12 protein-coding genes are annotated in these 13065 nt (G+C 64.5%); 8 read left to right on the top strand and 4 right to left on the bottom strand.

The window, feature by feature from the left end; translation table 11 throughout:
• Positions 1 to 1968 (bottom strand): calcium-binding protein (locus tag ABDV68_RS14320; RefSeq protein WP_343520748.1); only part of this gene is annotated, 1968 nt, incomplete at its 3' end.
• A 246-nt stretch (positions 1969 to 2214) separates the two neighbouring features.
• Here ABDV68_RS14320 and uvrA point away from each other — a divergent pair.
• The gene (uvrA, locus tag ABDV68_RS14315; RefSeq protein ID WP_343520747.1) at positions 2215 to 5178 is read left to right on the top strand and encodes an excinuclease ABC subunit UvrA; all 2964 of its coding nucleotides are present in this window, start codon (positions 2215 to 2217) and stop codon (positions 5176 to 5178) included.
• Here the strand turns inward: uvrA and ABDV68_RS14310 are convergent, their stop codons facing one another.
• Positions 5179 to 6978: a DUF262 domain-containing protein gene (locus ABDV68_RS14310; RefSeq protein ID WP_343520746.1), complete on the bottom strand. Its 1800-nt coding sequence runs from the start codon at positions 6976 to 6978 to the stop codon at positions 5179 to 5181.
• A 445-nt stretch (positions 6979 to 7423) separates the two neighbouring features.
• On the opposite strand from ABDV68_RS14310, the gene ABDV68_RS14305 reads away from it, so the two are divergent.
• The 7 genes from ABDV68_RS14305 (at position 7424) to ABDV68_RS14275 (ending at position 11658) form a co-directional block, all read left to right on the top strand.
• The gene (locus ABDV68_RS14305) at positions 7424 to 7903 is read left to right on the top strand and encodes a hypothetical protein (protein WP_343520744.1); all 480 of its coding nucleotides are present in this window, start codon (positions 7424 to 7426) and stop codon (positions 7901 to 7903) included.
• Between the two features lie 720 nt (positions 7904 to 8623).
• On the top strand, positions 8624 to 8836 hold the full coding sequence (locus tag ABDV68_RS14300; RefSeq protein ID WP_343520743.1) for a cold-shock protein: 213 nt from the start codon (positions 8624 to 8626) through the stop codon (positions 8834 to 8836).
• Positions 8837 to 8895: 59 nt separating this feature from the next.
• A complete protein-coding gene (locus ABDV68_RS14295; RefSeq protein ID WP_343520742.1) occupies positions 8896 to 9093 on the top strand; it encodes a hypothetical protein in 198 nt (65 codons plus the stop codon).
• Positions 9093 to 9248: a hypothetical protein gene (locus tag ABDV68_RS14290; RefSeq protein WP_343520741.1), complete on the top strand. Its 156-nt coding sequence runs from the start codon at positions 9093 to 9095 to the stop codon at positions 9246 to 9248. Before ABDV68_RS14295 ends, ABDV68_RS14290 begins: the two co-directional genes overlap by 1 nt.
• An 86-nt stretch (positions 9249 to 9334) precedes the next feature.
• Positions 9335 to 10948 carry a DNA polymerase III subunit gamma/tau gene (locus ABDV68_RS14285; protein WP_343520740.1) on the top strand — a complete coding sequence of 538 codons (1614 nt, stop codon included), beginning with the start codon at positions 9335 to 9337 and terminating at the stop codon, positions 10946 to 10948.
• Positions 10945 to 11268: a YbaB/EbfC family nucleoid-associated protein gene (locus tag ABDV68_RS14280; protein ID WP_343520739.1), complete on the top strand. Its 324-nt coding sequence runs from the start codon at positions 10945 to 10947 to the stop codon at positions 11266 to 11268. Before ABDV68_RS14285 ends, ABDV68_RS14280 begins: the two co-directional genes overlap by 4 nt.
• Positions 11269 to 11343: 75 nt before the next feature.
• The gene (locus tag ABDV68_RS14275; protein ID WP_343520738.1) at positions 11344 to 11658 is read left to right on the top strand and encodes a hypothetical protein; all 315 of its coding nucleotides are present in this window, start codon (positions 11344 to 11346) and stop codon (positions 11656 to 11658) included.
• A gap of 7 nt (positions 11659 to 11665) precedes the next feature.
• On the opposite strand, the gene mtgA is transcribed toward ABDV68_RS14275, so the two are convergent.
• Both mtgA and ABDV68_RS14265 read right to left on the bottom strand, forming a co-directional pair.
• Positions 11666 to 12358, bottom strand: a complete 693-nt coding sequence (mtgA, locus tag ABDV68_RS14270) for a monofunctional biosynthetic peptidoglycan transglycosylase (protein ID WP_343520736.1) — start codon at positions 12356 to 12358, stop codon at positions 11666 to 11668.
• Positions 12359 to 12393: 35 nt separating this feature from the next.
• On the bottom strand, positions 12394 to 13065 hold a 672-nt coding region (locus ABDV68_RS14265), incomplete at its 5' end, for an RNA polymerase factor sigma-32 (protein WP_343520735.1).

The raw sequence follows: 13065 nt of genomic DNA, 5'->3' as shown, positions 1-13065 counted from the left end.
ACGGACCTCGTCGCGGTTGCCGCCATTGGCTTGCTCGACCACCCGGTCGCCGGCATCGTCGACATAATAGATGTCGTCCTCGGTGCCGCCGGTCATCAGGTCCGCGCCGGTGCCGCCGTCGAGCACGTCCGCCCCGCCGTTTCCGGTCAGCGTGTCGTTGCCTCCACCACCGAGCAGGATGTTCGCCACCTCGTTGCCGGTCAACTCGTCCCAGTAGATCGACCCGGTGAGGTTCTCGATATTGTACAGCCGGTCGCCTTCGCTCGAATCGCCCCGCGCGCTGGTCGCCGCCTGGCCCAGCGTCACCGTCACGCCCAGCGCCGCGGTCGAATAGTCGACCGTGTCCTTGCCGGCCCAGCCGTCGAGCAGATCGGCGCCCGCGCCGCCGATCAGCGTGTCGTTGCCCTCATAGCCGTACAGCAGGTCGTCGCCGTCGCCGCCCGACAGGATATTGTTCAGCGCGTTGCCGCGGATCATGTTGGCCAGGTCGTTGCCGGTGCCGTTCAGCGCCCCGCCGGTGAGCGTCAGATGCTCGACATTCGCGCCGAGCGTGTAGCTCACGGAAGACTCGACCCGGTCGATGCCACCCTCGGCCAGCTCGGTGATGATGTCGCCGGCATGGTCGACGAAATAGGTGTCGTCGCCCGCGCCGCCGGCCATCGTGTCGGTGCCGGCGCCGCCGTCGAGCCGGTCGTTCCCGCTCCCGGAGCGCAGCACGTCGTTGCCGCCCAGGCCGTCCAGCACCGAATTGCCCGAACCGGCGGTGCTGTCGATCACATTGTCGAGATCGTTGCCGGTGCCGGCGGACCCGCCCGATCCGGTGAGCGTGAGATTCTCGACATTGGAGCCCAGCGTATAGCTGACCAGGCCGGTCACGACGGTGTCGACGCCTTCGGCTTGTGCCTCGACGACGATATCGCCGTTGCCGACCAGATAGGTATCGTTGCCGTCGCGGCCGATGAAGGTGTCGGCATCGGCCGTGCCGGCGAAGGTCTCGTTGCGCGCGCTGAGGTCGATCAGCTGCAGGCGGCCGACCGACGAATTGTCGAGCACGCTGATATAGCTGCCGTCAGCGGAGATGTGCAGCTGATCGCCATAGCCGATGTAGTTGTGCCAATCGGATCCGGTGACCGAGATGCGTTCGACCAGCGAGAAGTCCGAGACCCGGTACTTGTCCACGGCGCCCTGGTCGATCTGATAAACGTAGAGGTAAGTACCGGTTTCGTCGAACGTCAGGCCGTCGATGAAGTTGGAAGGCAGCGTGAAGAACCGCTGGAAGTCGAGATTGAGGTCGTAGACGGCCACCGTATAGTGGTAGAGATACTGCACCGCGAGCCCGGCCGCCTCGCTGACGGCCTGGATTCCCCACACGAATCCGCCGGACATGCCCTTGTCGAATTCATACGTGTCGCCACGCGCGACGATGCTCTGCGTGCGGTCGTCGTACAGATAGGATGGGCCGCTGGAAATTCCCGGCTCGCCGATCAGCGTGAGGTGATTGTCCTCGGTCAGCACCCATCGCGCGCTGCTGTATCTGACGGCGGAATCGAGGGGCGTGAATTGCCCCGTATCCAGATTGAGACGCTGAGCCGTCGGGCCGGTGATGATCGCCGTGTGCGCGTCAACGATCTCGACATCATGGAACGAATTGTTCGGAGCCATGTAATCCTGGACCGTTCCGGTCGCGGTTGAAACGCGATGGACGATCCCCGGCGTGCCACCCGCTCCGCTGGTCTTCTCGGCGACCAGAAGAAACGTGCCGTCCTCGGAAAGGCTCATTCCGCCAAGCGTCGTACCCACGTTCCAGGTCGTGATCAGGCCGTGCGTGGCGGTGTCGAAGACATCGATCTTGCCGTCACGCCGCGCAACATAGAGCAGCGATCCGTCGTTGTTGAACAGGGTGCTCGCTACGCCCGATGCTTCGAGCTGATAGGTGCTGTACGCATTCGTTCCAGTGAAAGTCGGCACATCATCCCCCGTTTTTGCCGTCATAGCGTCGGTGCGTTACATGGAGCAGCGCGGCCGGCAACCGCCCAAGCGTTTATTTCGCGCGCGACTTGCTCTGTTCCGGGAGAATGCGGGCGAAAATGACGCGGCGATGACATCTTCGCCGCGATTTGCACCGGAAACGCGACGTCCCCCTCGCAGGCGCGCACCCGCGCCCCTATCTCCCCACTAGCTTCCCCCAAAGAACAAAGCTAGAACTCACTCACTATGCTGACTCACATCTCCGTCCGCGGCGCGCGCGAGCACAATCTCAAGGGCGTGGACATCGACATCCCGCGCGACACGCTCACGGTCATCACCGGCCTGTCGGGCAGCGGCAAGTCCTCGCTCGCCTTCGACACCATCTATGCCGAGGGCCAGCGCCGCTACGTCGAGTCGCTGTCCGCCTATGCGCGCCAGTTCCTCGAGATGATGCAGAAGCCCAATGTCGAGCATATCGAGGGCCTGTCGCCCGCGATCTCGATCGAGCAGAAGACCACCAGCCGCAACCCGCGCTCGACCGTCGCGACCGTCACCGAGATCTACGACTATATGCGCCTGCTCTGGGCGCGCGTCGGCATCCCCTACAGCCCCGCCACCGGCCTGCCGATCGCCGCGCAGACCGTCAGCCAGATGGTCGACCGCGTCCTAGGCTTGCCCGAGGGGACGCGCCTCCTGCTCCTCGCCCCGGTCGTGCGCGGCCGCAAGGGCGAGTATCGCAAGGAGCTGCTCGAATGGCAAAAGGCCGGCTTCCAGCGCGTCCGCATCGACGGCGAGACCTATCTGATCGAGGAAGCCCCCGCGCTCGACAAGAAGTACAAGCATGACATCGAGGTGGTGGTCGACCGCCTCGTCGTGCGCGACGACATCGCCACCCGCCTCGCCGAAAGCTTCGAGACCGCACTCAAGCTCGCCGAGGGCTTGGCGTACATCGACCTTGTCGACACCACGGTCGACGAACTCCCCGGCAACCGCGTCGCCGAGGCCCCGCAGAAGTTCGTCGCGGAGACCAACGTCACCGGCGGCTCGATGAAGAACACCGGCGTCCCCGCCAACCGCATCGTCTTCAGCGAAAAGTTCGCCTGCCCCGTCTCCGGCTTCACCATCCCCGAGATCGAGCCGCGCCTCTTCTCGTTCAACGCCCCGCAGGGCGCGTGCCCGGCGTGCGACGGCCTCGGCGAGCGGCTGGTGTTCGACGAGGACCTCGTCGTCCCCAACCACGACCTTTCGATCAAGAAGGGCGCGGTCGTCCCCTGGGCCAAGTCCAACCCGCCATCGCCCTATTACATGCAGGTCCTCGGCAGCCTCGCCCGCGAGTTCGGCTTCAGCCTCGACACGCCGTGGCGCGACCTCCCCGGCGAGGTCCAGCTGATCATCCTCCACGGCACCGCCGGCAAGCCCGTCACGCTCACCTTCGTCGACGGCAAGAAGTCCTACGACGTCCGCAAGCCGTTCGAGGGCGTCATCGGCAACCTAAACCGCCGCATGCTCCAGACCGAGAGCGCGTGGATGCGCGAGGAGCTCAGCAAATACCAGGCCGCCCATGCCTGCGAGACCTGCCACGGCGCCCGCCTCAAGCCCGAAGCGCTGGCGGTCAAGATCGCCGGCCGCGATATCTCCAGCGTCACCCGCCTGTCGGTCACCGACGCGCTGCCCTTCTTCGCCAGCCTGCCGCAGGACCTCACCCCCCAGCAGCAGGAGATCGCCCGCGCGATCCTCAAGGAGATCGACGAGCGGCTCGGCTTCCTCAACAATGTCGGCCTCGACTATCTCAACCTCGACCGCACCAGCGGCACCCTCTCGGGCGGCGAGTCCCAGCGCATCCGCCTCGCCTCGCAGATCGGCAGCGGCCTCTCCGGCGTGCTCTACGTCCTCGACGAGCCCTCGATCGGCCTGCACCAGCGCGACAACGACATGCTGCTCGCCACGCTCCGCCGCCTGCGCGATCTCGGCAACACCGTGCTCGTCGTCGAGCATGACGAGGATGCGATCCGCACCGCCGACTATCTGATCGACATGGGCCCCGGCGCCGGCGTCCATGGCGGCGAGGTCGTCGCCCGCGGCTCGCTGGACGAGGTCCTCGCCACCGAAGGCTCAGTCACCGCCGACTATCTCAACGGCACCCGCCGCATCGAGGTCCCGGCCAAGCGCCGCAAGGGCACCGGCAAGAAGCTCACCGTCCACAACGCTACCGCCAACAACCTGACCGGCGTCACCGCGTCGATCCCGCTCGGCACCTTCACCTGCATCACCGGCGTGTCCGGCTCGGGCAAGTCGAGCTTCACCATCGACACGCTCTACGCCGCCGCCGCGCGCCAGCTCAACGGCGCGCGCGTCCTCGCCGGCAAGCACGACAAGATCACCGGGCTCGAGCATCTCGACAAGGTGATCGACATCGACCAGTCGCCGATCGGCCGCACCCCGCGCTCGAACCCGGCGACCTATACCGGCGCCTTCACCGCGATCCGCGACTGGTTCGCGGGCCTGCCCGAGGCGCAGGCGCGCGGCTACAAGCCCGGCCGCTTCAGCTTCAACGTCAAGGGCGGCCGGTGCGAGGCGTGCCAGGGCGACGGCGTGCTCAAGATCGAGATGCACTTCCTCCCCGACGTCTACGTCACCTGCGACGTCTGCCACGGCGCGCGCTACAATCGCGAGACGCTGGAGGTGAAGTTCAAGGGGATGAGCATCGCCGACGTGCTCGACATGACGGTCGAGGACGCGGTCGAGTTCTTCAAGGCCGTCCCCCCGATCCGCGACAAGATGGCGATGCTGGCGGAAGTCGGCCTCGGCTATATCAAGGTCGGCCAGCAGGCGACGACCCTGTCGGGCGGCGAGGCGCAGCGCGTCAAGCTCGCCAAGGAACTGGCGCGAAGGGCCACCGGCCAGACCCTCTATATCCTGGACGAACCCACCACCGGCCTGCACTTCGAGGACGTGCGCAAGCTCCTCGAAGTCCTCCACGCGCTGGTCGAGCAGGGCAATACAGTGGTGGTGATCGAGCACAATCTCGACGTCATCAAGACGGCGGACTGGATCCTCGACCTGGGGCCGGAAGGCGGCGTCAAGGGCGGCGAGGTGGTGGCCGAGGGCACGCCCGAGCAGGTGGCGAAGGCGCCGCGGAGTTATACGGGGACGTATCTCGCGCCGCTGCTGGAGCGGGGCAGGGTGGGGGAGCGTGTGGCGGCGGAGTAGTTACAGGCCTCCAATATAGCGGCGAATGAAGGTTGGTAAGTTTGCTGGATCGACCTCTTTCAATTGCGCTCCTGTCCTGTCGTAGTATCTACCCTCATAGTTGCTTGGGTCTTCTTGGCTTTGTATTTCAAATACAAATATCGTTTTGTCGTAATACCGAATGGTTCTAAGATGTCTTGCGAGGTATTCTCGCAAGGGGCTTGAAACTTTAGATGATAGAACTTTTTCTACGATCATCTGAAAGTACTTATCTTGGTTCTTGCCCAAGGCGGTTGCCTCATGGTCCAAGCCGGTGACGTAATAGCTCGCAAAAACTACAGGCTGGATATCGTAGAGCTCCTGCACGCGTTTTGCGGTTTGTATATTCTCAGCTACCCCTATGACTATATATCCAATGTAATCTTTGCGGATATTCGATATACCGACAGCGGTTCGTAAGACGTTGTCAAAGCACTCTTCATCAAACTGATTGTTTCCATCCAACCTGAGGAAGCCTTGCTTGAAATCATAGGCAGACTGTTCGGTAAGTGACTGTGCGAGCAAGTTCTCAAAGCGAGATACCCAATGTATCAGAGCAGGATCTGATCCAGTTGCTTTGGTGAAAGCGTCGCCATAGATGCCTGCAGCAGAATGAACTGCGGCCTGACGCTGCTCAGCAACCCAGGCGCCGCCCTCCGCGATGACGATGTTCTGCCCGCTATTTTTCATTTTCCCAATTAGCGTTTGCCGGTTTGCAACCTTCATCCCATCTCGAACAATGAGCTTATAGAATGCGAGGAATATCGCCTGAAAATATCTTGGAGCTCGCGCTACCTGCGTCCCAAGCAAAAGCTGCGTCAGAGTCTGTCCGCTAGTCTCAATTGTCAATTTTAGTTCGTCGAATGTTCTTTGGAAGTCCGATATTACTAGATCAGCCCCACGTTTCTGAACGTTGGTCTCTATTTGCCTATAGCGAGTTTGTGCGGCATCGTCGTCAAGCATTCCAAAGTACGCGTCCGTAAATTCAGATCTGGATGAAACTGGCGAGTCGGAAACCATATACGCTAATATGTCGGCGATGAGCTCTTCATCTCGGCTTTCTCTGACTTGCTCTTTAGTCAAAATTCCTTGTTTAACCCAAAATATATCTTCAACTGCTATCCCATAATTCAGATCACGGTTGGTAATGCTTATTTTGCCCATTTCATTCAGTCGTAACGTGTCTCCGTGCGATGCATCGCCACGAACTCGTGACGCTATGCGCCTCACAGCCGTAGCAAAGTGACCGTTGGCACCCGCCGTCCTCAACTCCTGTCGGGAAAGTTTGCGGCCACCCGAGTTAATCCTGCGAAAGACGGTATTTACAGCTTCAGTATCTGCAAATTCGTAAATAGAGAAAGGGAGGACGTACGATGCTAAGCGAACGCATTCCTCGCGATCTAGAATAGGGTTTCGTTGTTCAAGCTCGCCGGCGTCTAACTGAGACTTAGTGACGGCCATCGTATTGAGGTCAAAATAGCTATCATGTACAGAATATTCGTTTTGAATAAAGGACATGATAGCATTTAATCGCTGCATGCCGTCGATTATCTCAAGTAAACCGGATCCGCCCTTACTGTCTTCTGCCAGAAGAATTAGCGGGACCGGATAGCCGCGCAGCACCGAATCTATGAACTTTTGCTTCTCGTCCAATGTCCAAATGAGCTTGCGCTGATACGCTCGATTAACGACGTACCGGCGATCGCGATAGTTAGAGTAGGTGCGCTCTACCGAGTCGCCGCGGACGATCAAATCTTGTCCACCGGAGTCGTTGTCCGCCACTCTCAAGCCCCCTTTTCCACGTTACGCTATTGAGCGTTTGATGCGTCCTCCTGTCAATGAGCCGCATTGATGAAGGTGCAAAGATAGATACGCCGTCAAAGGCGGCTGGCGCCGCTAGGCGTTCAAACGCGTCTGTCCTCCGCTCGCCGCGTGAACCAGTTTTTTCCTGTCCTAGGAGAACAAGAATAGAACTTTCCTACAGCCCCCATTCCGGCATACCTAACCGGTCCTCCACAGCACACGAGAGGACCGACCACGAACGCGATCACGCCGACCGAAAGCCGATTTTCACCTTCGACCACGCCGCTTCCACGAGCTCGAGCCCGGCGTCCCCGATGCCGCGCGCTAGGACGGCTGGCCCATAGGTTGCTGCCGCGCAATTCATCCGGAACCTCCGCCCCCATCACCCGTTCCCGCCCCACACCCCAGCGAACGGGACTCCAACATGAATTACAAAGGCTTGAGCTTCGGCCTCGGCGTCTTCTCGATCGCGCTCGGCGCGGTGGAGCTGCTGGCGACGCGGCGCATCGCGCAGGCGCTCGGCCAGGACGATGCCGCCACCCGCAACACGCTGCGCGCCTTCGGCGTGCGTGAGGCGGTGGCGGGCGCCGGGCTGCTCGCCGCGCCCGCGCACTCCACCAATGTCTGGAACCGCGTCGCCGGCGACGCGATCGACCTCGCCGCGCTCGGCCTCGCCGCCCGCCGCGCGCCCAAATCCGCCTTCCTGTGGGGCGCGGTCGGCTTCGTCGCCGCAGCCGCCGCGGTCGACTGGCTCACCGCCCGCGGCCTCGACCGCGAGACCGGCAAGGCCTCGCCCCGCCGCACCGGCGAACCCGGCGCCGCCGCCCGCACCGGGGCCAAGCCCGGCTACACCTCGATCGAGCCCCAGACCCTCACCCCCGCCACCGCCCCGGCGGTCGGGTGAGAAGGGATCGGTTCACGCGAAGGCGCGAAGGCGCGAAGAAGAAGTGGATTCGCGCAGAGGCGCAGAGATGCGGAGAGGCCCGTCTCGCGCCAGCGGGACCTTCCGCTCCACACCTCGCCGCAAGCATGAAGGCCGCTGCGCGGCGTCCCGCCTCAACGCAGCGCAACACCTCCGCGCTCTTCGCGTCTCCGCGCGAACCAAAACCCTTCTTCTTCGCGTCTTCGCGCCTTCGCGCCTTCGCGTGAATCCAGCCTTCTTCCTGCCCCGAACCGGAACAAAAAAAGAACTTTCCTACAGCCCCCATTCCGGCATATCTGATGAGTCCTCTCGCTCCGAAAGGACCTTGCATGCCCGCCCGATCGCCTTCGTCCCCGCAACCGTCCAAGCGCCCGTCACGCCGCGGCGATCTGCGCGCGATGTCCAGCGGGCGGGGGAGGACAAGTCGGGGCGCGCATAGTGTCAAGCTAGTGTAAACTTCCGCGGCCCGCCTCCCGCGCGCGCAGACGACCGCGAGCGTTGCGGCCTGCTGCGCGCTCCACCGGCCGACCTGCCGCTCGCGCCGCCGTCCCTTGCAATCCCCGCCCCGCACCCCCATATTCCCGTCGCTACAGTCGCAAATCGACGGTCTTCGGTGCTTTGCGGCCCCTTCTTCCTTCTTTCCCTGCCTCCGCAGCGAGAGGTCCGTCCACACGGGACGCGCCGCAACAGAAGGAACATCCAATGAGCATCACTGGCACCGTCAAATTCTTCAACAGCGACAAGGGCTATGGCTTCATCGCGCCGGACGGCGGCGGCAACGACGCCTTCGTCCATATCAGCGCGGTCGAGCGCGCCGGCATGGCGACCCTCAACCAGGATCAGCGCGTCAGCTACGAGCTGGAGGCCGACAAGCGCGGCAAGATGGCCGCGACCAACCTCCAGCCCGCCGACTGACCTCGCTTTCCCGGGCGGCCGCCCCGGCGCGCCGCCCACCAACCACAGGAGGAGACCCCATGGCCTCCCAGACGATCATCTACCGGCAACAGGCGGCGAAGTGCCGCGCCGAAGCGGAGGCGAGCGATCTCGCCAATGTCCGCGAGCGCAACCTGCGCGCCGAGGCGGCATGGCTCGCCATGGCCGAGCGCCAGGAGCGCACCGACGCGGCGCGCGAGAAGCGCGAAGCCGCCGTTCAACCCAGACAGGAACTTTAGTGAAACCGAACTTCGACAAGACCACGACCACCATCAGGACCCATCGCCAGCCCCGGGCCAAGCGCCCGCCGCTGAGCCTCTTTTCCCGCCGCACCCCGGCCGACCTTCGCGCCGCGGCCATCGCCCGCGCCGCCGTGCTCGAGGTGATCGGCTAACCCGCCGCGCCCCGCGCCCACAATCACCTGAAATCGCGCATCGGGGCATGGCGGAGCGCCGGTCGAGCCGCTAGATTGGTCATTCCATGTCCGACTCCCTTGGCCTCGACGAACCCCCGCAGCCGCGCGACACGGCGTACCGCGTCCTCGCGCGCAAATACCGGCCGCAGACCTTCGCCCAGCTGATCGGGCAGGATGCGATGGTGCAGACGCTCGGCAACGCGATCAAGCGCGACCGACTGGCGCATGCCTTCCTGCTCACCGGCGTGCGCGGGGTCGGCAAGACCTCGACCGCGCGGCTGATCGCCAAGGCCTTGAACTGCATCGGCCCGGACGGGCGGGGCGGGCCGACGATCGATCCGTGCGGGGTGTGCGAGCCGTGCCGCGCGATCGCCGAGGGGCGGCATATCGACGTGATCGAGATGGACGCGGCGAGCCACACCGGCGTCGACGACGTCCGCGAGATCATCGACGCCTCGCGCTACGCCGCGGTGTCGGCGCGCTACAAGATCTACATCATCGACGAAGTCCACATGCTGTCGAAGAACGCGTTCAACGCGCTCTTGAAGACGCTCGAGGAGCCGCCGGCGCATGTGAAGTTCCTGTTCGCGACGACCGAGGTGCAGAAGGTGCCGGTGACGGTGCTCTCGCGCTGCCAGCGCTTCGACCTGCGCCGCATCCCGGCCGAGAAGCTCGCCGCGCATTTCGCCGAAGTGGTCGCGGCCGAGAGCGCCGAGGCGGAGCCCGAGGCGCTGGCGATGATCGCTCGTGCCGCCGAGGGCTCGGCCCGCGACGGCCTGTCGATCCTCGACCAGGCGATCGCCCATGCCGGCATGGAGGGCGGGGCGGTGACCGCCGAGGCGGTGCGGGCGATGCTCGGCCTGTCGGACCGCAACGCGATCCGCGCGCTGTTCGGACTGGTGATCGCGGGCGACGGCCCGGGTGCGCTGGCGGCACTGCGCGACCAGTACGACCTCGGCGTCGATCCGCAGGCAGTGCTCAAGTCGCTGCTCGAGACCGTCCACCGCGTGACCTTGTCGAAGCTCGGCAACGAAGCGATCCCGGGGCAGGCCGCCGAGGAAACCGCGGCGCTCGCGGAATGGGCCGCGAAGCTGGGCTTCCCCGCGCTTCATCGGCTCTGGCAGCTGCTGCTCAAGGGCCATGACGAGGTGGCGAAGGCGGCGCTCCCGATCGAAGCGTGCGAGATGGCGCTGCTCCGCGTCATCCACGCCTCGACCCTGCCCGACCCGGGCGAACTCGCGCGCAAGCTGGCCGACGGCATGCCGATCGCCGCCGCGCCGTCCGCGATGCCTTCGGCTCCCGCCGAGCCCCCGGCGCCGCGCGACCTCGCCGAAGTGCTGGAGCGGCTCGAAGCGGCGCATGAGCATCACGTCGCGGCCCGCGCCCGCAACCTCATCCGCGTCATCGCGTTCGATCCCCCGGTGATCGAGGTGAGCAGCCAGGGCCTGCCCGCCGACCTGGTGAGCGATTTCGAGCAGGCGCTGCGCCGCCATCTGGGCAAGCGCTGGTCGCTCAAGGTCACCGCGGCGCCCGGCGGGCAGACGCTCGCCGAGGTCAAAGCCGCCGAAGCCGCGGCGGAGCGCGATGCGGTGCTGGCCTCGCCGGTCGTCGCCGCCGCGCTCGAAGCATTTCCCGAAGCCGAACTGATCGGCTGGACCCCGACCCGGAGGACCGCATGAAGAGCATCGAAGACATCATGGCCATGGCCCAGAACGTCCAGAACGAACTGACCAAGGCCCAGGCCAATCTCGACACGATCGAGGTCGAGGGCGCCTCGGGCGGCGGGCTGGTCAAGGTCAAGGCTAGCGCCAAGGGCCGCATCATCGCCGTCGACATCGACGAGAGCCTGCTTGCACCGAGCGAGAAGCAGATGCTCGAGGACCTGATCGCCGCCGCGCTCAACGATGCCCGCACAAAGGCCGATGCGGCGGCGCAGACCGAAATGTCCAAGCTTTCCAGCGGTATCCCTCTCCCGCCGGGGTTCAAGCTGCCTTTCTGAATATTTCACAACGGGAACAATCGCTTCGCCGCAGCCGTTAGTGTCGCCGTCTGAACCCACAACGGGAGATGCGAAATGGCTGACGAACGAATTGTCGAGCGGGACGACGGGGTGACTCAGGAGCGCGTGACCGAGCGCGATGCCGGCGGTACCACCACGGTGGTCGAACGCAGCGGCGGTGGCGGCGGGCTGATCCTCGGGATCCTCGCGCTGATCATCGTGGTGGTCGGCGCCTTCTGGTTCCTGAGCGAGAACAGCAGCGAGACGCGCAAGGACGACGCGATCGCCGAAGCCGCGAAGAGCGTCGGCGACGGCGCCGAAAAGGTCGGCGATGCGGCCAAGAAGGCCGGCGACCGGATCGAGCGGGGCGCGGAAGAGACGACCAAGTAACGTCCGCTCAGCGCAGACAGGCGTCCAGGCCCTCGCGCTGGACCACGCCGATCCGCGCCGCGATCGAGTTGCCGTAGCGGCGGGTGAAGCCCTGCGGGGCGACACCCGCCCTTTTCTTGGGCAGCGGGAGCACCGCGGCAATGCGCGCGGCCTCGGCGCGAGTCATGTTCGCCGCGCCGTGCTTGAAATAGCGCCGCGACCCCGCTTCGACGCCATAGGTGCCGATGCCGGTCTCGGCGACGTTGAGATAGACTTCCATGATCCGCTTCTTGGGCCAGATCAGCTCGATCAGCACGGTGAACCACGCTTCGAGCGCCTTGCGGAAATAGCCGCCGCCCTGCCACAGGAAGACGTTCTTGGCGGTCTGCTGGCTGATCGTCGAGCCGCCGCGCAGCACCTTGCCGCCCTTGGCGTTGCGGTACATCGCCGCAGCGATCGAATCATAGTCGAAGCCGCCATGCGTGCAGAAGGACGAATCCTCCGCCGCGATCGCGGCGCGGGCCATGTCGGGATCGATGCGGTCGAGCGGCACCCAGCTCTTGGTGACGCCATGGCCGGAGACGAGGTCGCCGGCCATGGTCAGCGTGAAGGGCGGGGGCACGAAGCGGAACAGCGCGACCAGCAGCAACGAACCGAACACGAAGATCAGCAGCGCCTTGCCGGCCCAGACGATGAGCCGGCGGCCCCACGACCTCCGCATTCCAGCCTTCGCCAATCCCGCCCCCGTTCCGGCGTTCAGCCGACCGCGAGCAGACGGCGGTCGCCGGCCAGCCGCATCATCGCCCTTTGCAGCTTCTCGAACGCACGCACCTCGATCTGGCGGACGCGCTCGCGCGACACGCCATAGACCTGGCTGAGCTCCTCGAGCGTCTTGGGGTCATCGGTCAGGCGGCGCTCGGTGAGGATATGCTTCTCGCGCTCGTTGAGCTCGTCCATCGCCTCGACCAGCATGCCGTGGCGGACGTCCGCCTCCTGCGCCTCGGCGACGACCTCGTCCTGCAGTGCGCTGTCGTCCTGCAGCCAGTCCTGCCACTGGCCCTCGCCGTCCTCGCGCATCGGCACATTGAGCGAGGTGTCGCCGCCCATCGCCATGCGCCGATTCATCGAGGTGACCTCTTCCTCCGTCACGCCGAGATCCTTGGCGATCTTGGCGAGATGCTCGGGGGAAAGGTCGCCATCCTCGAACGCGTCGAGCTTGGCCTTCATCCGCCGCAGGTTGAAGAACAGCTTCTTCTGCGCGGCGGTGGTGCCCATCTTCACCAGGCTCCACGAGCGCAGGATGAATTCCTGGATCGAGGCGCGGATCCACCACATCGCATAGGTGGCGAGGCGGAAGCCGCGATCGGGCTCGAACTTCTTCACGCCCTGCATCAGGCCGATATTGCCCTCGGAGATCAGCTCGGACAC

This window comes from Sphingomonas sp. (assembly GCF_039595165.1).
Taxonomy (GTDB): Bacteria; Pseudomonadota; Alphaproteobacteria; order Sphingomonadales; family Sphingomonadaceae; genus Sphingomonas.
This window is presented reverse-complemented; position numbering and strand designations above follow the sequence as displayed.

Excerpts from the sequence above, each read along its gene's own strand:
- uvrA (WP_343520747.1), top strand. The coding sequence starts at position 2,215 with ATGCTGACTCACATCTCCGTCCGCGGCGCGCGCGAGCACAATCTCAAG.
- ABDV68_RS14305 (WP_343520744.1), top strand. The coding sequence starts at position 7,424 with ATGAATTACAAAGGCTTGAGCTTCGGCCTCGGCGTCTTCTCGATCGCG.
- ABDV68_RS14300 (WP_343520743.1), top strand. The coding sequence starts at position 8,624 with ATGAGCATCACTGGCACCGTCAAATTCTTCAACAGCGACAAGGGCTAT.
- ABDV68_RS14295 (WP_343520742.1), top strand. The coding sequence starts at position 8,896 with ATGGCCTCCCAGACGATCATCTACCGGCAACAGGCGGCGAAGTGCCGC.
- ABDV68_RS14285 (WP_343520740.1), top strand. The coding sequence starts at position 9,335 with ATGTCCGACTCCCTTGGCCTCGACGAACCCCCGCAGCCGCGCGACACG.
- ABDV68_RS14280 (WP_343520739.1), top strand. The coding sequence starts at position 10,945 with ATGAAGAGCATCGAAGACATCATGGCCATGGCCCAGAACGTCCAGAAC.
- ABDV68_RS14275 (WP_343520738.1), top strand. The coding sequence starts at position 11,344 with ATGGCTGACGAACGAATTGTCGAGCGGGACGACGGGGTGACTCAGGAG.
- mtgA (WP_343520736.1), bottom strand. The coding sequence starts at position 12,358 with ATGCGGAGGTCGTGGGGCCGCCGGCTCATCGTCTGGGCCGGCAAGGCG.